Here is a 24,783-nt window from a genome sequence, read left to right as displayed (position 1 = left end):
GCTCAGGTCCAGCGCCCGAGCCGTTCGGCGAGCAGGGCGACCGCCACCGGACCGGCCGTCGAGGTGCGCAGGACGTGCGGCCCCAGCCGCACCGCGAGGGCCCCTGCCCCGACGAGCGCCTCGACCTCGTCGGCCGAGATGCCCCCTTCGGGGCCGACGACGACCAGCACCTCGCGCGGGGCGGCGTCGTCGGTCGGCCGGACGTCGGACGGCAGGTCCACCGCGGCGAGAGGGAGGCGTGCCTCCTCGTGCAGGACGAGGGCTCGACCACCCGTGGCCACTGCAGCCTCGACCAGGGCGACCAGGCCGGGCGTGTCCACCGCGTGACCCACCTCGGGGACGAAGGCGCGTCGTGACTGCTTGGCTGCCTGCCGGACTCTCGCGAGCCAGCGTGCGCGGCTCTTGGCTGCACGCTCTCCACGCCACACCACCACCGACCGGCCCGCCTGCCACGGGATCACGGCATCGACACCGACCTCGGTCGACGCCTCGATGGCCATCTCGTCCCGGTCCCCCTTGGCCAGCGCCTGCACCAGCACCAGGTGCACCCCGTGGGTGGGCTCATCGGTGCGCTGCTCGATGTCGAGCACGAGCCGACCGGGTTCGACCGTGGAGATCCGGCAGTGCAGACGGACGCCTGCGCTGTCCACGACGTCGACCCGCTCCCCCGCTCGACGACGCTGGACCACCCCGGCGTGCCGTGCCTCACCGCCCTCGAGCACGTACTGGTCCCCGGGCCGTGAGCCGTCCAGGCGCCCGGGATCAGCCAGGAAGACAGGTGCACTCATCCGGGCCGGCTCACCGACCGGCGAACTTGTCGCGCAGCTTGGCGAAGACCCCTGGGCTGGCCGGGCTGAAGCGCGAGGCAGGACGCTCCTCACCGCGCAGGGTGGCGAGCTCGCGCAGCAGCCGCTCCTGCTCCTCGTCGAGGATCGTGGGCACCTGGACCTCGACGTGGACGTGGAGGTCGCCGCGGCCGCCGACGTGCAGCCGGCCGACCCCGAGACCCTTCTGCACCAGCACCTCTCCGGGCTGGGTTCCCGGACGGACGTCGATCTCACGCGTGCCGTCGAGCGTGTCGAGCTCGAGCACTGTCCCCAGGGCCGCAGCCGTCATCGGCAGCTCGAGCGTGCAGTGCAGGTCGTCACCGCGACGCACGAACGTCTCGTGGCGGCGTTCTCGCACCTCGAGGTAGACATCCCCGGGTGGACCGCCGGCAGGACCGACCTCGCCCTGCCCGGTCAGCTTGATGCGTGTCCCCGTGTCGACCCCGGCGGGGACGTCGACGTTCAGCGTCCGGCGGCTGCGCACCCGACCCTCGCCCGAGCACTCCGGGCAGGGTTCCGGGATCACCGTGCCGTAGCCGTGGCACGCGGCGCAGGGAGACGAGGTCATGACCTGACCCAGGAACGAGCGCGCCACCCGCTGCACCACACCGCGTCCGGCGCACACCTCGCAGGTGCGTGGCGCCGTCCCCGGGCGGCAGCAGCTCCCGTTGCAGGTGGTGCAGACCACCGCGGTGTCGACCTGGATCTCCCGGTGCACGCCGAAGGTGGCCTCGGCGAGGTCGAGGTCCAGCCGGACCAGGGCGTCCTGCCCGCGGCGCGCCCGGGGCACGGGGCCGCGCTGGGCCGCACCCCCACCGGCGCCGAAGAAGGTCTCGAAGATGTCCTGGAAGCCGAAGCCTGCACCGAAGCTGCCGCCTCCCGGGGCCGCCGGGTCTGCGCCGCGGTCGTACATCTGTCGCTTCTCGGGGTTGGACAGCACCTCGTACGCGCGTGAGACGTCCTTGAAGCGGTCCTCCGCACCGTCGCCCGTGGCGACGTCGGGGTGCAGCTGTCGGGCGAGTCGACGGTAGGCCTTCTTGATGTCGTCGGTGCTCGCCTCAGGACTGACGCCGAGGATCTCGTAGTAGTTGCTGCTCACTGGTCACTCTCTGCTGACGGTCGCGGACGTGCGGGCTGCAGGGCCCACCGGTCGAAGGGCGGACGAACGGTCTCTGTCTGGTCGCTCCGGGTCAGCTCGCAAGGATCCGCGAGAGGTACCTCGCGACGGCTCGCACCGACGCGATGGTCCCGGCGTAGTCCATCCGGGTCGGGCCGAGCGAGCCGATGCGAGCCACGGTCTCCCCGTCGGCCCCGTACCCCGCGGCGACGATGGAGGTCTCCGCGAGCCCGGCGTGCTGCGTCTCACGGCCGATCCGCACCGTGACACCGGCGGAGTCCTCCGCCATCTCGGTCAACAACCGCAGGAGCACGACCTGTTCCTCGAGCGCCTCGAGAACTGGTCGGATGGTCTGGGTGAAGTCGGTGCCGCTGCGCGCGAGGTTGGCCGTGCCGGCCATCACGATGCGCTCCTCGCTCTCCTCCGCCAGGGCATCCTCGACCACGGTGATCACCGAGGTGACCAACGGCTGCTCGACGACCCCGAAGGCATGGACGATCTCCTCGAGCGGCGCCCGGGCGTCTGCGAGCCGACGCCCGGCCACGGCGACGTTCAGCCGCGCGCGCAGCTCGTGGACGACCTGCTCGGGCACGGCCGAGGTCAGCTCCAGGGTGCGCTGCTCGACCCGGCCGGTGTCGGTGATGATCACCACGAGCAACCGTGTGTCGCCGACGGGCACCAGCTCGAGGTGCCGCAGCGCGGAACGCCGCAGAGACGGGTACTGCACGACGGCGACCTGCTGGGTCAGCTGGGCGAGCAGCCGCACCGAGCGGTCCACGACGTCGTCGAGGTCGACCGCGTCCTCGAGGAAGACCTGGATCGCGCGCTTCTCAGGGCTCGACAGCGCCTTGACCGTGGAGAGGCGGTCCACGAAGAGGCGGTAGCCCTTGTCGGTCGGCACACGACCGGCGGAGGTGTGCGGCTGCGCGATGAAGCCGCCCTCCTCGAGGGCGGCCATGTCGTTGCGGATGGTCGCCGGGGAGACCCCGAGGGCGTGGCGCTCGACGAGCACCCGCGAGCCGACGGGCTCACGTGTCTGGACGTAGTCCTCGACGATCGCCCGGAGCACCTCGAGCCTGCGGTCCTCGCTCATCGCACCTCCTCACGCCGTCCGTCGTTCCCGGGAGGTCGTCGACGCGGTCGGGTGCGGCGCTCCCGCCGATGGCACTCGACGACCTCGAGTGCCAATCCTACGACGGACCACCGACGGGGCGGTCATGCTGCCCAGGCACCGTCCACGCGTGCATGCCCACGACGTCGGGTCCTGGCATCATCGGTCGGGCACCGACCGACCCGCCGTCGGGCACCTCAGGAGGATCGATGTCGGACAGGTACGGCCGTGACGTGCTCGCAGGGGGGCCCGCCCGCCACGGCCCGGTCTCGGCACCGACGCCCGCGACCCCTGGCCTGGTGGTCGAGGAGGTGACGACGGGTTGGGTCGGCGCCGTCGTCCGGGTCGAGGTCTCGGGTGGCATGCGGGTCGTGGTCCTGGAGGACCGGCGCGGTGCGACCCGCACGTTCCCGCTCGGTCCCGGGTTCTGGGTCGAGGGACGTCCCGTCGAGCTCACCCCCGCGCCCTCGGGACCTCCCGCACCGTCACCACCCGCTCGGACGGCGTCGGGCTCACGGGCGGTCGCCGACCGGCGCGCGCGGGTCGCCCGGGGCAGCCGCATCTGGGTCGAGGGCAAGCACGACGCCGAGCTCGTCGAGAAGGTGTGGGGAGACGACCTGCGGGTCGAGGGGGTCGTGGTCGAGATGCTCGACGGCGTCGACGACCTCGCCGCCGCGGTCCGGGACTTCGCGCCCGACGCCGGACGTCGGCTGGGTGTGCTGGTGGACCATCTCGTCCCGGGCTCGAAGGAGAGCCGGATCGCGTCAGAGGCGATGCACGTGGCCCCGGCCGGAACGCTGCTGGTGCTGGGGCACCCCTACGTCGACGTGTGGCAGGCGGTCCGTCCTGAACGGGTCGGTCTGGTCGCGTGGCCGAGGATCGACCGCGGGACCGAGTGGAAGCGCGGCATCCTGGCCGAGCTCGGGTGGCCCTCGCAGGACCAGGCCGACGTCGCCCGCGCGTGGCAGCGGATCCTGGGAGTCGTGCGTGACTACCGCGACCTGGAGCCCGCACTGCTCGGCCGGGTCGAGGAGCTCATCGACTTCGTCACCGGATGATCGACGGCGCGCCACCCGGGCGACCCCACGGTGCTGTCCGTTTTCGCTAGTGTTCGGATGCACTGTGACGCAACGCACCTGCGCTGCACCCTCTGTGCACCACGCTGGTGCATTCCGGTCCACCCGAAAGGCCCACGACATGTCCGACTCGTACCCGCCCCCACCCCCCGCGGGGCCGTCCGGCCCCGCCGCGCCGCTCAGCGACGCCGAGGTCCGTCAGTGGGCCGGGTTCGCCCACCTCGGTGGCATCCTCGGCTTCCTCCCGTCGTTGATCATCTGGCTGGTCTACAAGGACCGCAGCGCGTTCGTCGCCCAGGAGGCACGGACCGCCTTGAACTTCCAGATCACGCTGCTCATCGGCTACCTGGCACTGTCGTTCCTCAGCTTCGTGATCCCGTTCACGAGCTTCCTGAACTTCGTGATCTGGGTACTCGCCGTGATCTTCTCGGTGATGGGCTACCAGGCGGTCAACCGCGGGCAGGCCTACAAGTACCCCTTCTCACTCGAACTGGTGAAGTGACATGACGACGACCCCTCCTGACGACCAGCAGCCCAGCGGCGACCCCACCCCGCCGCCGCCCCCGGCCCCCGAGACGCCGCCACCCCCGGCACCCCCCGCCTACGAGGCTCCGGCGGCTCCTGCGCCGCCCCCGGCCTACCAGGCACCCGGCGGCCAGTACGGCGCACCTCCCCCCGCCCCGGCCTATGGCTCGACGGTCGCCGGCGCCCCGCTGAGCGACTCCGACCAGCGCCTCTGGGCGACCCTGGCGCACATCCTGCCGCTGATCGGCCTGTCGATCGTGCCGCCCCTGGTGGTGTGGCTGGTGTTCAAGGGCCGCGGACAGTTCCTCGAGGAGCAGGCCAAGGAGGCGCTGAACTTCCAGATCACGCTGCTCATCGCCTCGGTGGCCATCACGATCATCTCGGTGATCACGCTCGGGATCGGCTCGATCCTCTTCCTGGCGTTCATCGTCGCGGTGGTCTTCATGATCATGGCCGCCGTCGCAGCGAACAAGGGCGAGGCCTACCGCTACCCGGTGAACATCCGCCTCATCAAGTGAGGCGCTGAGCACTCGCACGTCAGCCGAGGGCCGGCGACCGCACGGTCGCCGGCCCTCGGCGCGCCCGGACCGGTCTGCTGGCGACCACCCCTGGTGGCGACGTCAGTCGGTCAGCGCACGGACGACCGCATCGGCCAGCAGCCTGCCCCGGCGGGTCAGGACCGCACGCCCTCGGATCGCCGCGACACCCTCGAGCAGCCCGTCCGCCACCAGCCCGGCGACCGCGGTCCGCCCGCTCGCCGAGAGCTCGGCAAGATCCAGCCCGTCGCGGATCCGGACACCCAGCATCACCCGCTCGAGGCGCACGTCTGGGGACCCCAGGAGCTCGCGTCCCGCAGCAGGGCTCAGACCCGTGGCGAGCCGACCCGCATAGGCCCGCGGGTGCTTGACGTTCCACCAGCGCACCGCGCGCTCCCCCGCCCCGACATGGGAGTGCGCTCCCGGGCCCACGCCCCACCAGTCCGCGCCCCGCCAGTAGGCCAGGTTGTGACGGCAGGCGTCCTCGGGGGTCCGGGCCCAGTTGCTCACCTCGTACCACGCGAGGCCGGCCGCGGTCAGCAGGTCGTCGACGAGCTCGTACTTGGTCGCCTGGTCGTCCGGGTCCGGCAGCGTCAGGACACCCCGCCGCACCTGCGCAGCCATCCGGGTCCCGGGCTCCACGACCAGGGCATAGGCGGAGACGTGGTCGACCTCGCAGGCCACGGCCGCCTCCACCGAGCGGCGCCAGTCGTGCAGCGACTCACCCGGTGTGCCGTAGATGAGATCCAGGGACACCGACAGGCCGGCGTCCTTGGCCCACCGCACGGCCTCGGGGACGCGGTCCGGGTCGTGGGTGCGCTCCAGGGTGGCGAGCACGTGGGGCACCGCGGACTGCATGCCGAAGGACACGCGGGTGAACCCTGCGGCGGCGAGCTGCCCGAGCGAGGCGGGAGTGACCGAGTCCGGGTTGGCCTCGGTCGTGATCTCTGCCCCCGGTGCCAGTCCCCATGCGCCGCTGATCGCGTCGAGCACCCGCGCGAGGTCGTCGACCGGCAGCACCGTGGGAGTCCCCCCACCGACGAAGACCGTGCTGACCGGTCGGCCACCCCGGCCGGCCTCGTCCAGCACACGGGCGGCGAGCTCGACCTCACGGACTGCGGTCGCGGCGTACTCGGACTGGCTCGCGCCCCCGCCGAGCTCGCTCGCGGTGTACGTGTTGAAGTCGCAGTAGCCACAGCGAACCGTGCAGAACGGCACGTGCACGTAGACCCCGAGCTGTGGGTCCACCCCCCGGTGCGGATCTGGACCCACCTCGGCCGTGGGTCGCACCCAGGCGGGCAGCGCGCCGTCCAGCGGCACGGGCTCGCCATCGGGCAGCGCAGGACTCACGAGCTCACTTCTTGGCCTTGGCGTCCTTGCCCGAGTCGTCCGAGGACAGGGCTGCGATGAAGGCCTCCTGCGGGACGTCCACCCGACCGATGGTCTTCATGCGCTTCTTGCCCTCCTTCTGCTTCTCGAGGAGCTTGCGCTTGCGACTGATGTCACCGCCGTAGCACTTGGCCAGGACGTCCTTGCGCATCGCGCGGATCGTCTCGCGCGCGATCACGCGCGCCCCGATCGCAGCCTGGATGGGCACCTCGAACTGCTGGCGCGGGATGAGGTCCTTGAGCTTGCCGGCCATCATCACGCCGTAGGCGTACGCCTTGTCCTTGTGCACGATCGCGCTGAAGGCGTCCACCTGCTCACCCTGGAGCAGGATGTCGACCTTGACGAGCGCCGCGGCCTGCTCGCCGACCGGCTCGTAGTCCAGCGAGGCGTAGCCGCGGGTCTTGGACTTCAGCTGGTCGAAGAAGTCGAAGACGATCTCGGCGAGAGGCAGCATGTAGCGCATCTCCACCCGCTCGGCAGAGAGGTAGTCCATCCCCTGCAGGTCACCTCGGCGCGTCTGGCAGAGCTCCATCACCGACCCGATGAACTCGCTCGGGCACAGGATCGTCGCCTTGACGACCGGCTCGCGGACCTCGGCGATCTTCCCGCCCGGGAACTCGCTCGGGTTGGTCACCGTGATCACCCCGCGGTCTTCCATGGTCACCTCGTAGACCACGTTCGGGGCGGTGGAGATCAGCGCGAGGTCGAACTCTCGCTCGAGCCGCTCCCGCACGATCTCCAGGTGCAGCAGACCGAGGAAGCCGACACGGAAGCCGAAGCCCAGCGCCACCGACGTCTCGGGCTCGTAGACCAGGGCCGCGTCGTTGAGCTTGAGCTTGTCCAGCGCGTCGCGCAGCACCGGGTAGTCCGAGCCGTCGAGCGGGTACAGACCGGAGAAGACCATCGGGCGCGGGTCGTGGTACTCGGCGAGGGCCGAGGCCGCGGGCTTGCTCGCGTTGGTGACCGTGTCGCCGACCTTGGACTGCCGCACGTCCTTGACCCCGGTGATCAGGTAGCCGACCTCTCCGACACCCAGCCCCTTGGTGGGCGACGGCTCGGGTGAGATCACCCCGATCTCGAGCAGCTCGTGGGTCGCCCGGGTGGACATCATCACGATCTTCTCTCGGGGGCTCAGGTGGCCGTCGACCACACGGACGTAGGTCACCACTCCCCGGTACGAGTCGTACACCGAGTCGAAGATCATCGCGCGCGCCGGTGCCGCGGCGTCACCCTGCGGCGCCGGGACGAGCTCGACGATGCGGTCGAGCAGCTCCAGGACGCCCGCTCCGGTCTTGCCCGAGACCCGCAGGACGTCGGCCGGGTCCCCGCCGACCAGACCAGCAATCTCCTCGGCGTACTTCTCGGGCTGGGCCGCGGGCAGGTCGATCTTGTTCAGGACCGGGATGATCTGGAGGTCGTTCTCCATCGCCAGGTACAGGTTGGCAAGTGTCTGAGCCTCGATGCCCTGAGCGGCATCCACCAGGAGGACCGCGCCCTCGCAGGCGGCCAGCGACCGCGACACCTCGTAGGTGAAGTCCACGTGCCCAGGGGTGTCGATCATGTTCAAGGCGTAGGCCGCGACCTCGCCCGTGGGACCGGTGACCCCCCAGGGCATGCGGACGGCCTGCGACTTGATCGTGATGCCACGCTCGCGCTCGATGTCCATCCGGTCCAGGTACTGGGCTCGCATCGCGCGGTCGTCGACCACACCCGTCAGCTGCAGCATGCGGTCGGCCAAGGTGGACTTGCCGTGGTCGATGTGGGCGATGATGCAGAAGTTGCGCAGCAGCTCGGGCGGCGTCGCCGCGGGCTGGATGCGCGCGTTCAGCGCTGCGCTGGGGATCGGGGACAACGGGGGCTCGCTCCAGGCTCGGGGTGGCTCGCAGGTCGTGGCGGTCGGCGACAGGTGCACCACGGTGCGCCGGTCGTCCCGTCCATGGTCCCACGACCCGCGTGGGGAGCAGCCACCGGCCCCGCACGCCTCCTGTTGCAGCCGTGCGCCGCCGGGCGGACGCTGGAGGTCCGTTGATCAGTCACACCACTGGAGGCGTCATGTCGACCGTCGCACGCGTCACGCAGATCAGCTCGCGCTCGCAGACCAGCTTCGACGACGCGATCCGCGAAGGGATCGCACGTGCCACCCAGACCCTGCGCAACGTGCAGGGGGCCTGGGTCAAGGAGCAGAAGGTCGAGGTCACCGACGGGGAGATCACGACCTATCAGGTCATGCTCGAGATCACCTTCGTCCTCGACTAGCACCGGCGGATCCGACGAGAGGCGGAGGTCGCTGGGGTCGTGGTCCGACTGCTACTATCGTGATTCGCGTGTCCGCCCAGGTCGGCGGGCACTAGCCCAGCTCCTTCCCGCGGGTGTCCCCACGCCCCAGTCCCGGGGCTGAGCACGCCCTCTACGACCTGTCAGATCGCTCCGGCGAACACACATAGGAAGTCCACACGTGGCGAACATCAAGTCCCAGATCAAGCGCATCCGTACCAACGAGATCGCCCGCCTGCGCAACAAGGCGGTCAAGTCCGAGCTCAAGACGCACGTGCGTCGGGTGAAGGAGGCCGTCTCGGCCGGTGACAAGGACGCCGCATCCACCGCTCTCCGCGAGGCGTCGACCAAGCTCGACAAGGCCGTGAGCAAGGGCGTCATCCACGAGAACCAGGCGGCCAACCGCAAGTCGGCACTCGCCAAGCAGGTCGCCGGCCTCTGAGCCGTCGGCTGCCCAGGCAGCTCGGCACCACGGACGAGACAGCGAAGGCGTCACCCATCGGGTGACGCCTTCGCTGTCTCGTCCTCTGTCTCGCACGCCTTCGCGTCATGCGGCCGTCCGGTCCGAGGTGCCGCTCTCCACCGTGAGCACCACGCCGCGACGTCGACTCCCCCTGCGTGCCGACGTCACCGGCGCCCTGTGCCCTCGTGCGGATCACGGGTCCGCGGTCCGCGCACGCCGGGTCGGCGCGCGCGGCCGGCGCTAGCGGGTGGCCTGCTGCTGGTCGGACCGGTCCGCGACCGGCGTCGGCGGAACCGGCGTGATCGCGCGACGAACCCCAACCTCGCTCAACGCCCGCTCGTAGGCGTTGGCCGCACCGGCGACATCGTGGTGGCGCAGCATCCTGTCTCCCAGCGCACGCCACACGACGGCCGACTGCCTGTTCGCCGCCATCATGCCGAGCATGTCGGCGGCCCACTGGAGGGAGCGCTTGGCGCCCTCGTCGTCGCCGAGGGCGAGCAAGGCGTCGCCCAGGACCATGTGGGCGTCGCACGAGTCGAGCCGTGGGCTCTCCCCGAGCCGCTCGAGCGCATCCTGCGCCGCCCGCTGGGCTGCCGCCGGCTCACCGAGCATCAGATAGGCACGGCCTCGCTCGATGTCGCACTTCGCGACATCGACCTCGGAGCCCACCACGGCAAGCTCTTCAGCGGCGGTGCCGAGGTGCTCGAGCGCCTCGGTGGGCCGAGGCGGATCGGTCCGCAGGAGCAGCCAGCCGTAGACCTGCCGCAGGCGTGGGACGTCGCGGCTCGACGCGGCCTCGGAGAGATAGGCCAGTGCCCGCTCGGTGAGTCGCTGGGCCTCGTGGTAGTCCTGACGGGCCTCGGCGATGAGCGCCGCGTTCCAGTAGATGCTCCCGCGCCCGCGAGGGGTCCCCGTCGTGTCGACCAACCTCAGCAGGGAGGCCGCCCGGTGCGCGGCGAAGAGCAGGTCGCCGCGCTGGTGGTAGGCCCACAGAAGGGTCGACGCGAGACGCAGGTGCTCGTCCGTCCCTGAGACACCTTCCCGCTCGAGCTCGGCAAGCACCTGCTCGCCGAGCTCGACGCTGTGGTGGAGGTCGCCCGCCTCGAGGTACGAGCCGACGAGGTCGGTCGCGAGCACCGCGGCGTCGAGCCAGCGGCCCTTCGTGCGGGCATCGGCGAGCAGCGGCTCGAGGATCTCGACGGACCGCTCGAGATCACCCATCGCCTCATGGGCGCGGGCGAGCGCGTGCAACGCCTCAGGATGGTGCCGAGGTGCGATCGTCGACAGGTCGAGCTGCTCGAGCCTGTCGCGCGCCTCCTCCGGCGAACCGTTCGCCAGGGCGAGCTTGGCGAAGCCGATCTCCAGGCGTGCCCTCTCCTCGCTGGGGGCCTTGTCGCCGTAACGGAGGTAGTCCGACGTGGTCCCGAGACGGTCCGCGAGGATCTTCAGAGCGCCGTCGGTGGGGACCCGCCGCCCTGCCTCGATCAGCGAGATGTAGCTCGGCGAGAAGTCGTCACCGGCGAGTGCGGTCTGAGACAGCCCTGCGCGGGTGCGCTCTGCATGGAGACGCTCTGAGAGTTCAGTCACAGTCGGTAACTCTAGCCGTGACTCCGGCCGGACGCACCGCTCCCACGTCGCCCGTCCGGGTGAAATGTTCCTCGGCGGGATCGGATGCACCGTGCGACCCGCCGTCAGTTGCGGCAGCACCCTGCCGGACCGGCGTTGATGAGGTCCGCCTCGGCAGGTATCGCGACGGCAGCACCCGCGAAGGCCAGGCCGAGTGCGAGGGCGGACGCTGCGAAGGTCTTGGCGATGCGGGACATGGTGTTCTCCTCGGGTAGATGGCGACGCGTCGGCATCGCGTTGTCATGACCACTATGACAGCATTCCTCCGGAAATGCACCACTCCTGACCTGGTAACTTGACGAGTTCCCGGTGCACTTTTGAGGTGATTTAGGGATAATCCGCGCGTATCGACCGTGAACGATGTCTGCCACCGACGCGGTTGCTCGACGAGCCGGATCTCGCCTGTCACATCCAGAATGACTCCGGGCACATGATCAGGCGTCGTCGCCCAGCCGTCGGGACGCACCCTGGGTGCGGGTGGGCACGGGTGCGCACAGGTGGGCGCGGGTCGGTCAGACCTGCGCTCCGCGTGCAGGCCAGGCCGGGGCCGGGTGGCAGGGGGACGCCGCCCGCCAAGGACCTCGGGTCAGTGACGGCGCGCAGACACCCCTGTGGTGAGGGAGCGCGCAGTGGTGGCCCGGTTGACCCAGCAGTGCCTCAGGTGACCCAGCGGTGCCCTCAGGAGGCGGCGGCGGCCACGCGCAGCACGGCACGTTCCACGGCGAACACAGGATCACGTCCGGCACCCTTGACCTCGGCGTCGGCCTGAGCGACCGCAGAGATCGCCTCGGCCAACGCCTCGGGCGTCCAGCCGACCAGGTCCTTGCGAGCGCGGTCCACCTGCCACGGCGCCAGACCGAGGTCCCGTACCGGGTCGATGCCTCGGCCACGCGCGGCCGCGACCTTGGCCAGCGTGCGCAGCTTCGCCGCGAGAGCCGCGACCACCGGGACCGGGTCCGAGCCTGTGGCCAACGCGTGCCGGAGAAGTGCGACGGCATCGCCGGACCGACCGTCGACGGCTGCGTCAGCGACACGGAAACCCGTCGCCTCGACCCTGCCGCCGTGGTACTGGCTGACCATCTCGGCCGTGACACGACCACTGGTGTCGGCGACCAACTGCGAGCACGCTGCGGCGAGATCACGGAGGTCGTTGCCGCAGGCCTCGACCAGCGCACGCAGCGCGGCAGGCTCAGCCTTGCGGCCCGCACGTGCGAGCTCGGCCGCCGCGAACGCCACCTTGTCCGCATCGCGCTTGATCGGGTCGCACTGCACCAGCACCGCCCCTGCGGCACGGATCGCGTCGAGGGTCTTCTTGCCGCGAACGCCACCGCCGTGCTGAAGGATCAGCACGACGTCCTCGGAGGGCTCGAGGAGCTGAGCGGCGACCTCGGCGAGGGCGACCTCCGTCGCACTCTGGAGACCCTCGACGACCACCACCCGCGCCTCGTCGAACAGCGACGGGCTGGTAGCGACCCGCAGCTGGCCGGGCTGGTAGCCGGCCGCCTCGATCCGCGTCACCTCGAGCGACGGCTCGGCGGTACGCGCCTGAGCGATCAACCGGTCGACCGCACGCTCGGCGAGCAGCAGCTCACTGCCCGTCACGAGCACGACAGGAGCGACCGTCACCTCGTCCCAGGAGGCGGTGCGGGCCGACGGCGACGCAGGGCGACGGATCCCAGGGGGCATGCGCACAGCCTCCCACGCGCGGCCGACAGCGACCCCACCGGCAGGTGTGCGCACGGCGGCCCGTCACACACAGGTGCCGGCGACCTCGAGAGCACCGCCCCGGTCGGACACCGCGACGGTCCCGCACCGGTCGGTGCTCAGGACCACAGCGCCGGTGGACTCGTACAGGCCGATCGCCGTCGGGCTCGGGTGACCGTAGGTGTTCCCCTCCCCCGCACCGATCAGTGCGACCACCGGCGAGAGCAGCCGGGCCAGGTCGGCCGACTGCCGTGAGGAGCCGTGGTGGGCGACCTTGACCACCTCGGCGGGCCTCTCGATCCCCTGCGCCCGGAGGTCGCGCAGCAGCGCGGTCTGGGCGTCGGGCTCGAGATCACCCAGGGCAAGGACACCCAGGACGGGTCCCTGCAGCATGACGACCACGCTCGCGTCGTTGGCGACACTGCTCTCGGCACCCGCCGCACCACCTGTCGGAGGAACCCGATGGGGCCACAGGACCTGCCAGGCGACCGAGCCGGCCCGGCCGCCCGAGCGCGCCGTCGCCCGCCTCCCGGATCCGTCGTCACGCTCGTCACCATCCGCGAGCGCTCGTGCGGACAGGCCGGTCACGGTGGGGACGCCGGCTCTCGCGAGGGCCTCGAGGGTCGCACCCGCCTGACTCGCGGGCTCACCCAGGGGGCTGACCACGGCCAGGACGACCTCCCGACCGGCCAGGACCGGCTCGAGCCCGCCGACATGGTCAGCGTGGTGGTGGGTCAGCACGAGCAGGTCGATCGTGCTCACACCCAGCCGATCGAGGCACTCGTCGGCGGCGGCCCCCGGCGGACCGACGTCGACGACCACCGCAGCACGCGGTCCCGACCGGACCACGAGGGCGTCCCCCTGCCCGACGTCGCACATCACGGCCTGCCACTGGTCAGGCGGCCACCCAGAAGGCAGGGCCTCCAGCACACGGCCCCGCACCGGGGGTACCAGCAGGAGCACGGCGCACATCACCAGCGCACCCACCGTGCGATGCTCGCCGAGCCGGCCCAGCGCCCGGCCCCGCGACAGCACGAGCGCCAGGACGACGGCGGTGACCAGCACCAGGGCAAGAACACCCATCAGGTCGCCTGGCCAGTCGAGCCGTGCGCCGGGCAGACCAGCTGCGGATCGCGCGACCAGCGCGATCCACCACGTGGCGACCGCTGCGACGTGGGCGAGCGCGACCGCGACCGCGGGAGCCCACGGTGCCGTCACGGCGGCCGCGACGCCGAAGAGCGTCGCCGGCAGCAGCGCCGGGGTGGCCAGCAGGTTCGCCGGCACCGCGTACAGACCCACCGCCGGCTCGAGGAGCAGCACCACCGGTGCGCACACGGCCTGCGCAGCGACCGGGACCGACAACGCGTACGCCGCCCACCTCGGCATCGAACGGGTGAGGACCTCGGCGAGCGGCGGGGCGAGCAGCACCAGAGCCGCCGTCGCCAGCACGGACAGGACGAACCCGTAGGTCCGTGCGAGCCACGGGTCGAGGACCAGCAGGACCACGACGGCCGAGGCCAGGGCCGGTGCCGCCCGCGAGGGCCGACCCAGGACCAGCCCGATCAGCGAGACCGCACCCATCGCGGCCGCTCGGACGACGCTCGGCTCGGGTCGCACCAGTACCACGAAGGCGCACAGCGCCGACGCCGATGTGACGGCACGCGCCCATCGCGGCAGCCTGAGCAGCGCGGTGACCGAGAGCACCGCCAGGCTGACCACGGCGAAGTGCCCGCCCGAGACCGCCGTGATGTGGGTGAGGCTCGTCGCCCTCATCGCCTCGTCCAGGTCCGACGGCAGTCGCGAGGTGTCGCCGATCGAGGCTCCCGGGACCAGGCCTCGCGCGTCGGCAGGCAGGTCCGCAGTCACCTCGAGGAGTGCCGCCCGGACGGAGTTCACCCGTCGGTGGCCCGGCCCGGGCGGGTCGAGGAGGTCCACGCTCGTGGCCACGAGCAGACCCTGGACGTCCGAACCCGGGTCGACAGGTGCCAGTCGTCCCGTCACCTGGACCTGGGAGCCGTAGTCCGGGGAACCCTCGGGGTCGTCGGCGAGCACGAGCACAGCAGCCGCCGCGCCGCCGGACCGACCCCGGCCGGTCACCTGCTCGACCGAGACGGTCATGCGGTACCCGTCCACCTCGGGCGGGCCGAGGACGGGTCCCCAGGGCCGGTCACGTGCCATCACGGCAGGGTCCGAACGCACGACACCGACCACCGTCGCGGTGGCGCGTCCCTCGACGAGGTCGGCGAGCAGACCACGCTCCCGTGTGGACAGCTGGGCGGCGCACGATGCCAGGACCACCGCGAGCGCGACGAGCGCGAGCCAGGCGGTGGCGGTGACCCTGCGTGGTCGGCCCATGCGCACCGAACCACTGCGGGGCGTCCCCCGGCCCACGGCGTGAACCGCACCGAGGAGGATGACGACCACGGCCACGAGGAGCGAGACCACCCTCACCGATCCCCACGACGCGCCGACACCCCACGCGGCGCCGAGCCATCCCGCCACAGCGGCGGGGATCATCCGCAGGTCTGCGGGAACCGGTGGCTCGCTCATGTCCGTACCGCGGACCGCAGGCCCTCGAGCAGTCGTGGCCCGATGCCGCTGACCTCACCGAGCTCCTCGACCGAGGTGAACGGACCGTTCTGTGCGCGCCAGTCGACGATGCGCTGCGCCAGGACCGGTCCGATCCCTGGGAGGACGTCGAGCTGCACCGCGTCCGCCGTGTTGAGGTCCAACGCAGCGCCGGCCTCCGTCGCCTGGTCGCCGGCCCCCGGCGCAGCCGGCTGCTGGACGGGTGGAGCCTCGCCCGGGGCCGGCACGTGGACCTGCTCGCCGTCCGTGACGACTCGCGCCAGGTTGACCGCGGCGAGATCGGCCTCGGGCGTCGGCCCTCCAGCGGCCTCGAGGGCGTCAGCCAGTCGGGACCCGGCCGGGAGGTGCACGACTCCCGGGCTGAGCACCCTGCCCACGACGTGGACGACCACGTCCGGGACCTGCTCGTCCGGCCCGGAGCCGCTCCCCGCCTGACCGTCCTGGAACCGGTCGCCGACCGCGGGGGCGTCGGGCACCGGCAGGGCCGGGAGGGCGGTGCTCTCACCGACCACCAGTGTCGGCACCTGTGCCGTGGCACGCCAGACGACCGCGGCCCCCAGCAGCACGAGGACCAGAGCCGCTGCCACCGCCGCGCGCGGGCGGAGCGACCACCGCGCCCGCCCGACGCGCGCCTGGGCGTCGTCGTGCTCGAGCGGGTGTCCGTGCGCTGCCGTGTAGGCGGCCACCGCTCCCGCGAGGGCCCGTGACCGCAGGTCGGAGCCCGGGCCGGTGACCTCGGGACCGGTCGTCCCGCCGTCCGGACCCGACAAGGGTGTGATCGGCCGTGCGACCGCACCGCCGACAGGACGCTGCGGGACCCAACCGCCGACGGGCGGCCCGGGCACCCCCAGCCCGACGAGGCGAGAACGGATGTGCTCCTTGTCGTGCTGGTCGTCGGCCACGACCCGACGCTAGGCAGGACGGTCAGCCCGGGCGCACCACGACCGGACCTGCTGTGGAGCACCTCGCGCGCCGAAGCGCTGTGGTCCTCACGCGACGGTGTCGGTGACGACCACGGCGACCAGACCTGGCCCCACGTGCGCCGCGACCACTGCGCTGATCTCGGCGACCTCGACCCGTCCGAGCCGGTTCCCGCACACGGCGACCAGACGGTCAGCCACGAGCCGGCCCAGGTCGGGGTCACCGACGTGATGGACGGCCACGTCGCAGTGGCTTCGCCGCACCGCGACGTCCTGCGCGGCAAGCTCGACCACCCGGGTGCGCGCCCGCTCACTGGTCCGGACCTTCTCCACGACATCGATGCGTCCCCCGACGACCGCCAGCACGGGTCGAAGGCCCAGCACCGTCCCCACCGCTGCCGAGACGGCGCCAAGGCGTCCTCCGCGCCGCAGGTGCTCGAGGGTGTCGACCGCGAAGTGCACCGTGCTCGAGGTGGCATGCGACCTCGCTGCACGAGCCACCGCGGCACCGTGCGCGGCCGATCCCGTGTCGGACCCCTCGGTCGCGGCGAGCACCGCGGCGAGCACCGCGAACCCCAGACCCATGCCCACCGTGCGCGAGTCCACCACCTTGACCGGGACACCGGTCGTCTGGGCGGCCAGCCCCGCGGAGTCGACCGTTCCCGAGAGGTCTCCCGAGAGGTGCACCGAGACGATCTCCCGGGCACCGCGCGCAGCAGCGCGTGCGTAGGCGCGCGCGAAGACCTCCGGGCCTGGCTGCGAGGTGCTCACCCGGGCTCCGGACCGCAACGCCTCGAGCAGCTGGTCGGGCGCGAGGTCGACCCCCTCGCGGTAGGTCACACCGTCCACCACGACGTACAGCGGGACCACCGTCAGGCACGGGTGGCCGATCAGCCCGGGCGGGAGCGACGCGGTCGAGTCGGTGACGACCGCGACGTGCCGACCCTCTCCCGGGCTGACCACGCCTAGTCCGGGACCACGTTGACGAGCTTGGGTGCCCGCACGATCACGGTGCGGATCCCTCGGCCGTCCAGCGAGCGCTGGACGCCCGGTGTCGCCAGGGCGAGGGCGCGGAGCTCGTCGGGGTCGATGTCGGGCGAGACCTCGATCCGGTCGCGCACCTTGCCCTGGACCTGCACGACGCACGTCACGGTCTCCTGGACCAGCAGCGCCGGGTCGGCGACCGGGTACGGCTCGCGGACGAGGCTCTGCGGGTGTCCGAGCAGCTCCCAGAGCTCCTCGGCGATGTGCGGCGCGAGCGGGGCGACCATCAGCACGAGCCGCTCGGCGACCGTGCGCGGGACCTGCGCCAACGAGGTCAGATGGTTGTTCAGGACGATGAGGCGGGCGATGGCGGTGTTGAACCGCATGCCGTCCATCTCGGTCCGGACCTCGTCGATGGTCCGGTGCAGCAGGCGGGCCGTGGCGAGGTCCGGCTCGGCGTCGACGACCGTGACCTCACCGGTGGTCTCGTCGACCACGTTGCGCCACAGCCGCTGGAGGAAGCGCTGCGAACCGACCACCGCGCGGGTCTCCCACGGTCGCGACAGGTCCAGCGGACCCATGGACATCTCGTAGAGCCGGAAGGTGTCGGCACCGTACGCCTCGTAGATCTCGTCGGGGGTCACGCTGTTCTTGAGCGACTTGCCGATCTTGCCGTACTCGCGGAAGACCTCTTGGCCCTGCCACGAGTACCCGCTCGCGACGCCCTGGTCCTCCACGACCTCAGCCGCCGGGACGTACTGGCCACGCGCGTCGGCGTAGGCGTAGGCCTGGATGTAGCCCTGGTTGAACAGCGTCCGGAACGGTTCGACGCTCGAGACGTGCCCCAGGTCGTAGAGCACCTTGTGCCAGAACCGGGCGTAGAGCAGGTGCAGGACGGCGTGCTCGACGCCACCCACGTACAGGTCCACCCCGCCGCTCGGCCCGGTCTGCGCGTTGTGACCTGGACCCATCCAGTACCGCTCGAGCTCGGCGTCGACGACCACGTCGCGCCGGGACGGGTCCAGGTAGTTCAGGTAGTACCAGCAGGAGCCGGCCCAGTTGGGCATCGTGTTGGTGTCGCGGCGGTAGGTCCGGGGCCCGTCCCCCAGGTCCAGCGTCACCGAGACCCACTCCTCGTTGCGTCCCAGAGGGGGTTCGGGGGTGGACTGGGCGTCGTCGGGCGCGAAGGTCCGCGGGGAGTAGTCCGGGACCTCGGGCAGGTCCACCGGCAGCAGCTCGTCGGGCAGCGCGATCGGCAGGTCGTGCTCGTCGTAGACGATCGGGAAGGGCTCGCCCCAGTACCGCTGCCGGCTGAAGAGCCAGTCCCGCAGCCGGTAGGTGACCGTACCGGTGCCCAGCCCTCGGGCCTCGAGCCACTCCACGACGGTGGCCTTGGCTGTGGCCACGTCCAGGCCGTCCAGGGACAGCTCGGCCGAGGTGGAGTTGACGACCAACCCGTCCCCGGTCCAGGCACCGCCCTCGAAACCCTCGGGAGGGGCCACGGTGTGCACCACCGGTAGCTCGAACGCCTGGGCGAAGGCGAAGTCCCGCTCGTCCCCACCGGGCACGGCCATGATGGCGCCCGTCCCGTAGCCCATCAGCACGTAGTCGGCGGTGAAGACCGGGATCGGTCGACCGTCGACCGGGTTGATCGCCAGGTGCCCGGTGAACACCCCGGACTTGGAGGTGTCGGCCTGCCGCTCCACGGCCGACCTGCCGGCGGCCTCCGCCCGGTAGGCCGCGACGGCCGCGATCGGCGTCGCGTGCCCGACGGTCCACGTGCTGTGGGTGCCGTCGGGCCAGGCCGGCGGCACCTCGTCCAGCAGCGGGTGCTCCGGGGCGACGACCATGAAGGTCGCGCCGAACAAGGTGTCCGGGCGGGTCGTGAAGACCCCCAGCTCGGCCCCACCGATCACCTCGAACGTCACCTGCGCGCCCTCGGACCGTCCGATCCAGTTGCGCTGCATCGCACGGACCTTGTCCGGCCAGTCGATCAGGTCGAGGTCGTCGGCCAGACGGTCGGCGTAGGCGGTGATCCGCATGTTCCACTGCCGCAGGCTCCGCCTGAACACCGGGTAGTTGCCGCGCTCGGAGCGCCCGTCGACCGTGACCTCCTCGTTCGCCAGCACGGTGCCCAGACCTGGGCACCAGTTGACCGGGGTCTCGGACATGTAGGCCAGCCGCTGGGCGTCGACGACGCGTCGACGCTCGACGTCGTCCAGCTCGGACCACGGACGCCCGTCGGGCGTCGCCCGCAGGCCCTGCTCGTACTGCTCGACCAGCTCGCTCACCGGGCGCGCGCGACCCGTGCCGCCGTCGGGGCGCGGGGCCTGCGCGTCGTACCAGGAGCCGAAGACCTGCAGGAAGATCCACTGCGTCCAGCGGACGTAGTCGGAGTCCGTGGTCGCGAAGGTGCGCCGGGGGTCGTGGGCCAGTCCGAGCCTGCGCAGCTGACGGCGCATCGTGGCGATGTTCGCCTCGGTGGTCACCCGGGGGTGCTGGCCGGTCTGGACGGCGTACTGCTCGGCAGGCAGTCCGAACGCGTCGTAGCCCAGGGCGTGCAGCACGTTGTCGCCGCACATGCGCCGGTGGCGTCCCACCACGTCGGTCGCGATGTAGCCCAGCGGGTGGCCCACGTGGAGCCCGGCGCCGGAGGGGTACGGGAACATGTCCATGATGAAGAAGGACGGCGACCCGGAGTCCGCGTGCTCCCCCGCAGCATCGGTGAGCGGGCCGGACGGGTTGGGCGTGTGGAACGTGCCGCGCTCGTCCCAACGGTCCTGCCAGCGGAGCTCGATCTGCGCCGCGAGGTCCGCGGTGTAGCGGAAGGGCGAGAGGGGCGGGCCCCCGCCGGCCTCGGTCGCTGCCGGTACGTGCGGGGTCGATGGGTCGGTGGCCGTCTGGGCGTCCTGCGTCTGCACCCGCCCAGGCTACCGTCGGTGGACGCACGTCGGCCCAGGTCCGTGGTGGACCTGGGCCGAGGCAGGTGTCCGGGGCTGCCCGGCAGGGGGATCAGCGCGCCGAGCGGTACTCCGCCGTCAACGGGCACTGGAACGGGTCGCGAGCTGCCAGTCCCACCCTGTTGAGGTAGCGGATCACGATGCCGTACGACTTCACCATGGTGGTCTCGGTGTACGAGATCCCCCGAGAGGCGCAGAACTCGCGCACGATGGGCTGGACCTCACGCAGGTGGGGGCGGGCCATGTTGGGGAAGAGGTGGTGCTCGATCTGGTAGTTCAGCCCACCCATGAACTCGTCGACGACCGGGCCACCCTTGACGTTGCGGCTCATCAGCACCTGACGGCGCAGGAAGTCGATCTTGGCGTCCGGGGGGACGATCGGCATGCCCTTGTGGTTGGGGGCGAAGACAGCGCCCATGTACAGGCCGAACAGGGCGAGCTGGACCCCGATGAAGGCGAACGCCATCCCGACCGGGAGCAGCCAGAACACCAGACCGAGATAGCCCCCGAGGCGCAGGGTCACGAACGCGATCTCGATCGGACGGCGCTTGACCTCACCTCGACCGAAGATCGTCTTGACCCCCGAGATGTGCAGGTTCAGGCCCTCGAGGAGGAGCAACGGGAAGAACAGCCATCCCTGGCGCTGCGCGAACCAGCCGGCGAGCCCGGTCCGTGCGGCGGGAAGGCTGTCGGTGGTGAAGACCAGGACACCGTTGTCGATGTCGCCGTCAGCACCGATCTGGTTGGGCTTGGCGTGGTGACGGCTGTGCTTGTGCTGCCACCAGCCGTAGCTCATCCCCGCGTAGAGATTGGCCAGGACGAGACTGGCCCAGTCGTTCCACTTGCCCGAGGAGAAGATCTGCCGGTGCGCGGCGTCGTGCCCGAGGAACATGACCTGCCCCAGCACCAGGGCGAGCACCGCGGCCAGCGCGAGCTGCCACCATGAGTCCCCGATCAGCACGAACGCGACGCCGATGCTGGCCAGCAGCGCTGTCAGCACCACGAACCGGGTCCAGTAGTAGCCGTACCGACGACGCATCAGACCGGCTTCCTGGACCGTCCGGGTCAGGGCGGTGAACTCGCTCACCTGCCGCTCGCGCGGACTGGTCCTGGTGACGGTCGAGGAGGCAGAGTCGTGCGAAGCGGTGCTGGCTTCCATACGGTGCGTTTCCACTCTGTCAGGGCTAGCCGTGGGGTGCTCGTGGGACTAGCTGTGGGGGTGACGCGTGCCGTCGGCAGCACATCCGGTTCGACGAACCTACGCAAGCGTAACCTGCGGTCGGCGACTATGCACGCTTCATGGGAGGGCAATACCCGCCGGGCCGGAACGACTAGTCCTGCGGCACGACCCGGACGGCCTGCTGTGCCGCGAGGGACAGGTCGGTGGGCGCGGTGACGACCACGTCGAGCCCGATCCCCGCCGCCCTGCACTCGCGCAGGACCGCCGGGTCGGCGTCCGAGACCCGTGCCACCGTGCCGCGCTGCCCGGGGGCGAGGCCGGCCAGCGGCACGGCGTCCGGCAGCACGACCTGTCCGTCGGCCGACGGGACGGGGTCGCCGTGCGGGTCACGGACGGGTCGGCCGAGGAGCGCGTCGAGCCGTTCCACGAACAGGTCGGACACCGCGTGCTCGAGCACCTCGGCCTCGTCGTGCACCTCGTCCCAGCCGTACCCGAGGTGCTCGACCAGCCACGTCTCGATCAGTCGGTGCCGCCGCACCATCCTCAGGGCCACCACCCGCCCTGCCGGGGTCAACGTGACCGGACCGTAGCGTCGGTGCTCCACGAGCCCCTGCCCGACCAGCCGCTGCACGGTCTCCGAGACGGTCGGTGCGCCGACACCGAGCCGCTCGGCCACCTGGGAGGTGGCGACCGGTGCGGAGGTCCACTCCTGAGCCGACCAGATCGCCTTGAGGCAGTCCTGGCCCGCGCGGCTCGGTTCCGCTCGTGGAGCCGAGCTCACGGAGCCCGTGTCCCGTCGGTCTCCGCGCTCGGCAGCACGGAACCCACCCCGGTGCCCTCCGCGGCGGTGAGGGAGAGGGGAGCCCGCTGCCGGCCGCGCCCACCCGCCCTGAGCGCACCGTGCCGCCGCAGCAGCCCCTGGGTCGGCGAGAACAGGTAGGCCAGGGTGAAGGCGAGCCCCTGGCACACCACCACCAGACCCGCGCTCGCAGCGTCGAGCGCGTAGCTCGCCCAGATGCCGACGACCGCGCACGCCACGGCGATGGTCGGGGCGATCAGCAGCATCCGGGAGATCCGGTCGGTCAGCAGGAAGGCGGTCGCTCCCGGGGTGATCAGCATCGCGACCGCGAGCACCACGCCCACGGCCTGGAGCGCCACGACCACGGTGAGTGCGAGGAGTCCCAGCAGGATCGCGCCGGTCCGCCGCGCCCGCAGGCCGATGACGTGCGCGTGCACGCGGTCGAACGAGTACAGCGTCAGGTCGCGACGGAGCAGGACGAGCACCGCGAAGGCCACCGCACCCAGGACGAGCACCTGGACGATGTCGACGTCCGAGACACCCAGCACGTTCCCGAACAGGATGTGGGACAGGTCGACCTGGCTCGGGGTGACCGAGACCAGCACGACCCCGAACGCGAAGACCGTGGTGAAGACCACGCCGATGGCGGCGTCCTCCTTGAGCCGGGTGGTCTCGCGCACCGTGCCGATCAACGCCACGGCACCGATCCCGAAGACGAACGCCCCGACGGCGAAGGGCAGACCGAACAGGTAGGACAGGACGACTCCCGGGAGCACCGCGTGGGAGACGGCGTCGCCCATCAGCGACCACCCGATCAGGACCAGCCAGCAGCTCAGCAGCGCGCACACGATGCTCGCGACGACGGTCACGAGCAGGGCCCTCTGCATGAAGGCGAACCCGAACGCCTCGGTCACCAGGTCGAGGTTCACCGTGCTCCCGTCCCCCTCCGGGCGCTCCCGGGCGTACCCAGGCCGAAGGCGAGCGCGAGGTTCTCCGGGGTGAGCACCTGAGCCGTCGGTCCCTCGGCGAGCACACGCCGGTGCAGCAGCACCGACCGCTCGCACAGGTCGGGCAGCGTCGCCAGGTCGTGGGTCGAGAGCAGCACGCTGCAGCCGTCGGCGACGAGCTCGCGCAGGACGCTGCTCACCGCGGCCTCGGACGCGGCGTCGACCCCGGTGAACGGCTCGTCGAGCAGCAGCACCCGGGCCTGCTGGGCCAGGGCGCGTGCCAGCAGCACTCGTTGGCGCTGCCCCCCGGAGAGCCGGCCGATCTGCCGGCCCGCGAGCTCGGTGAGCCGAACCCGGTCCAGGGCTGCCTCGACCGCGGCGTGGTCCGCCGCGCGCGGACGCCTGCGCCACCCCATCAGGTGGTAGCGACCCATGAGCACGACGTCGGCCACGCTGACCGGGAAGTCCCGGTCGACGTCGTCGGTCTGGGGGACGTAGCCCACCTCTCCCCGAGCCCGGGCGTGCTGCGGGGACCCACCCAGCACCTCGACGTCGCCGCGGCTCGTGGGGACCAGTCCGAGCACCGCCCTGAAGAGGGTCGACTTGCCCGAGCCGTTCATCCCGACCAGCCCGCAGGCCTCTCCGGGCGCCACGGCGAGATGGACGTCGTCCAGGGCCAGCACCTCGCGATAGCGCACGGTCAGCCCGCGAACCTGGAGCGCCGGGGTCACCCCACCACCTCCTGGGACCGGGTCAGGCCTGCGACGATGACCTCGACGTCGTGGCGCAGCAGGTCCAGGTAGGTGGGGACGGGGCCGTCCGCCTCGGACAGCGAGTCCACGTACAGCACGCCACCGAAGGTGGCGCCCGACTCGCGGGCGACCTGCTCCTGCCCGGTCGAGGAGACGGTCGACTCGCAGAACACCGCGGGGACGCCGCGGTCACGCACCGTCGTGATCGCGTCCGCCACCTGCCGGGGGGTTCCCTGCCGGTCGGCGTTGACCGCCCACAGGTAGACCTCCTCGAGACCGGCGTCACGGGCCAGGTAGGAGAAGGCACCCTCGCAGGTGACCAGGACCCGCGCACTCGTCGGCACCGTCGCGAGCCGCTCGACCGTCTGGTCATGGAGCTCGTCGAGGGTCACCGAGTACGCCTCGGCCCGCTCGGCGAAGAGCCGGCTGTGACGGGGGGCGAGCGTCGCGAGGGCGTCGGCGATCGCCTCGACGTACTGCTGGCCGACCACCGGTGACATCCATGCGTGGGGGTTCGCCAGTCCCTCGTACTCCCCGGACCGCACGAGGATCGGCTCGATCCTGTCGGTCAGGGTCACCCGAGGAAGGTCGAGGGGCGCGAGGAGGCCGTCGAGCCACCCCTCGAGCCCCAGTCCGTTCGCGATCAGGAGATCGGCCCCCGCGGCGCGCCGCAGGTCCGCCGGGGTGGGCTCGTACCCGTGCACCTCCCGTCCCACCTCGAGGAGGGACTCGACCTGCACCTGCGGTCCTCCCACCACCTGCACCATGTCGGCCAGGACGGTGAAGGTGGTCAGCACCACGGGCACCGCCGAGGAGCGGGAGGCGGACGGCTCCGCAGCGTCCACCGAGGCGCTGCAGCCGACCGAGGCGCAGCCGGCGAGAACCAGCAGACTGGCGAGCCGGCGCCTGAGCATGGGGTCTGTCTACCCTGCCCGTGCTCCCGGGGCAAACGAAAGTTCGGACACCCGAAGATACGGGTGGCCGCGCGGACGGAGCAGCCGTCG

Annotated in this window: 22 protein-coding genes; 5 read left to right on the top strand and 17 right to left on the bottom strand. The window is 71.5% G+C overall.

All coding sequences use genetic code 11. The features are described from left to right. Positions 1 to 2: 2 nt before the first annotated feature. From M1R94_RS06190 to hrcA, 3 genes are all read right to left on the bottom strand, one after another. Positions 3 to 788: a 16S rRNA (uracil(1498)-N(3))-methyltransferase gene (locus M1R94_RS06190; protein ID WP_249380794.1), complete on the bottom strand. Its 786-nt coding sequence runs from the start codon at positions 786 to 788 to the stop codon at positions 3 to 5. Positions 789 to 798: 10 nt separating this feature from the next. Beyond that, positions 799 to 1,926 (bottom strand): molecular chaperone DnaJ, encoded by a 1,128-nt coding sequence (gene dnaJ / locus M1R94_RS06185; protein ID WP_249380793.1) that lies wholly within the window; start codon positions 1,924 to 1,926, stop codon positions 799 to 801. A gap of 91 nt (positions 1,927 to 2,017) precedes the next feature. Then, positions 2,018 to 3,037: a heat-inducible transcriptional repressor HrcA gene (gene hrcA, locus M1R94_RS06180; protein ID WP_249380792.1), complete on the bottom strand. Its 1,020-nt coding sequence runs from the start codon at positions 3,035 to 3,037 to the stop codon at positions 2,018 to 2,020. Positions 3,038 to 3,264: 227 nt separating this feature from the next. Between hrcA and M1R94_RS06175 the strand changes: the two genes are divergently transcribed. The 3 genes from M1R94_RS06175 (at position 3,265) to M1R94_RS06165 (ending at position 5,174) form a co-directional block, all read left to right on the top strand. Next, positions 3,265 to 4,113, top strand: a complete 849-nt coding sequence (locus M1R94_RS06175; RefSeq protein ID WP_249380791.1) for a DUF3097 domain-containing protein — start codon at positions 3,265 to 3,267, stop codon at positions 4,111 to 4,113. A 139-nt stretch (positions 4,114 to 4,252) separates the two neighbouring features. Continuing rightward, a complete protein-coding gene (locus M1R94_RS06170) occupies positions 4,253 to 4,633 on the top strand; it encodes a DUF4870 domain-containing protein (protein ID WP_249380790.1) in 381 nt (126 codons plus the stop codon). A gap of 1 nt (position 4,634) precedes the next feature. After that, the gene (locus tag M1R94_RS06165; RefSeq protein WP_249380789.1) at positions 4,635 to 5,174 is read left to right on the top strand and encodes a DUF4870 domain-containing protein; all 540 of its coding nucleotides are present in this window, start codon (positions 4,635 to 4,637) and stop codon (positions 5,172 to 5,174) included. A 102-nt stretch (positions 5,175 to 5,276) separates the two neighbouring features. Here the strand turns inward: M1R94_RS06165 and hemW are convergent, their stop codons facing one another. Further along, positions 5,277 to 6,542, bottom strand: a complete 1,266-nt coding sequence (gene hemW, locus M1R94_RS06160) for a radical SAM family heme chaperone HemW (RefSeq protein WP_249380788.1) — start codon at positions 6,540 to 6,542, stop codon at positions 5,277 to 5,279. A gap of 4 nt (positions 6,543 to 6,546) precedes the next feature. Then, the gene (gene lepA, locus M1R94_RS06155; protein ID WP_283252987.1) at positions 6,547 to 8,433 is read right to left on the bottom strand and encodes a translation elongation factor 4; all 1,887 of its coding nucleotides are present in this window, start codon (positions 8,431 to 8,433) and stop codon (positions 6,547 to 6,549) included. Between the two features lie 200 nt (positions 8,434 to 8,633). On the opposite strand from lepA, the gene M1R94_RS06150 reads away from it, so the two are divergent. Next, positions 8,634 to 8,837 carry a dodecin family protein gene (locus tag M1R94_RS06150; protein WP_249380787.1) on the top strand — a complete coding sequence of 68 codons (204 nt, stop codon included), beginning with the start codon at positions 8,634 to 8,636 and terminating at the stop codon, positions 8,835 to 8,837. A 199-nt stretch (positions 8,838 to 9,036) separates the two neighbouring features. Continuing rightward, on the top strand, positions 9,037 to 9,297 hold the full coding sequence (gene rpsT / locus M1R94_RS06145; RefSeq protein ID WP_249380786.1) for a 30S ribosomal protein S20: 261 nt from the start codon (positions 9,037 to 9,039) through the stop codon (positions 9,295 to 9,297). 261 nt (positions 9,298 to 9,558) lie between these two features. Here the strand turns inward: rpsT and M1R94_RS06140 are convergent, their stop codons facing one another. From M1R94_RS06140 to M1R94_RS06090, 12 genes are all read right to left on the bottom strand, one after another. Further along, the gene (locus M1R94_RS06140; RefSeq protein ID WP_249380785.1) at positions 9,559 to 10,905 is read right to left on the bottom strand and encodes a helix-turn-helix domain-containing protein; all 1,347 of its coding nucleotides are present in this window, start codon (positions 10,903 to 10,905) and stop codon (positions 9,559 to 9,561) included. 104 nt (positions 10,906 to 11,009) lie between these two features. Further along, positions 11,010 to 11,141, bottom strand: a complete 132-nt coding sequence (locus M1R94_RS20265) for a hypothetical protein (RefSeq protein ID WP_283252986.1) — start codon at positions 11,139 to 11,141, stop codon at positions 11,010 to 11,012. Positions 11,142 to 11,622: 481 nt separating this feature from the next. Then, positions 11,623 to 12,630 carry a DNA polymerase III subunit delta gene (gene holA / locus M1R94_RS06135; RefSeq protein WP_249380784.1) on the bottom strand — a complete coding sequence of 336 codons (1,008 nt, stop codon included), beginning with the start codon at positions 12,628 to 12,630 and terminating at the stop codon, positions 11,623 to 11,625. 63 nt (positions 12,631 to 12,693) lie between these two features. Beyond that, entirely contained in the window at positions 12,694 to 15,198 is a 2,505-nt protein-coding gene (locus M1R94_RS06130; RefSeq protein WP_249380783.1) for a ComEC/Rec2 family competence protein, read from the bottom strand. Then, positions 15,195 to 16,139 (bottom strand): helix-hairpin-helix domain-containing protein, encoded by a 945-nt coding sequence (locus M1R94_RS06125; protein ID WP_249380782.1) that lies wholly within the window; start codon positions 16,137 to 16,139, stop codon positions 15,195 to 15,197. The genes M1R94_RS06130 and M1R94_RS06125 overlap by 4 nt, the downstream gene beginning before the upstream one ends. A gap of 87 nt (positions 16,140 to 16,226) precedes the next feature. Beyond that, positions 16,227 to 17,120 (bottom strand): DegV family protein, encoded by an 894-nt coding sequence (locus tag M1R94_RS06120; protein WP_249380781.1) that lies wholly within the window; start codon positions 17,118 to 17,120, stop codon positions 16,227 to 16,229. Between the two features lie 2 nt (positions 17,121 to 17,122). Continuing rightward, positions 17,123 to 20,062, bottom strand: coding sequence for a leucine--tRNA ligase (gene leuS / locus M1R94_RS06115; protein WP_374109433.1), 2,940 nt, complete (start codon positions 20,060 to 20,062; stop codon positions 17,123 to 17,125). A gap of 91 nt (positions 20,063 to 20,153) precedes the next feature. Beyond that, complete coding sequence (locus tag M1R94_RS06110) at positions 20,154 to 21,260, bottom strand: fatty acid desaturase family protein (RefSeq protein WP_249380780.1); 1,107 nt, start codon at positions 21,258 to 21,260, stop codon at positions 20,154 to 20,156. A gap of 172 nt (positions 21,261 to 21,432) precedes the next feature. Beyond that, entirely contained in the window at positions 21,433 to 22,062 is a 630-nt protein-coding gene (locus M1R94_RS06105) for a metal-dependent transcriptional regulator (protein ID WP_249380779.1), read from the bottom strand. Continuing rightward, positions 22,059 to 22,967 (bottom strand): metal ABC transporter permease, encoded by a 909-nt coding sequence (locus M1R94_RS06100; protein ID WP_283253030.1) that lies wholly within the window; start codon positions 22,965 to 22,967, stop codon positions 22,059 to 22,061. Before M1R94_RS06100 ends, M1R94_RS06105 begins: the two co-directional genes overlap by 4 nt. A 38-nt stretch (positions 22,968 to 23,005) precedes the next feature. Next, on the bottom strand, positions 23,006 to 23,758 hold the full coding sequence (locus tag M1R94_RS06095) for a metal ABC transporter ATP-binding protein (RefSeq protein ID WP_249380777.1): 753 nt from the start codon (positions 23,756 to 23,758) through the stop codon (positions 23,006 to 23,008). Further along, complete coding sequence (locus tag M1R94_RS06090; protein ID WP_249380776.1) at positions 23,755 to 24,693, bottom strand: metal ABC transporter substrate-binding protein; 939 nt, start codon at positions 24,691 to 24,693, stop codon at positions 23,755 to 23,757. Before M1R94_RS06090 ends, M1R94_RS06095 begins: the two co-directional genes overlap by 4 nt. Between the last annotated feature and the right edge of the window lie 90 nt (positions 24,694 to 24,783).

It is taken from the genome of Actinotalea alkalitolerans, from assembly GCF_023369855.1.
In the GTDB taxonomy this organism is placed as follows: Bacteria; Actinomycetota; Actinomycetes; order Actinomycetales; family Cellulomonadaceae; genus Actinotalea.
The sequence above is the reverse complement of the archived record's forward strand: the minus strand, read 5'-3'. Positions and strand labels throughout refer to the sequence as shown.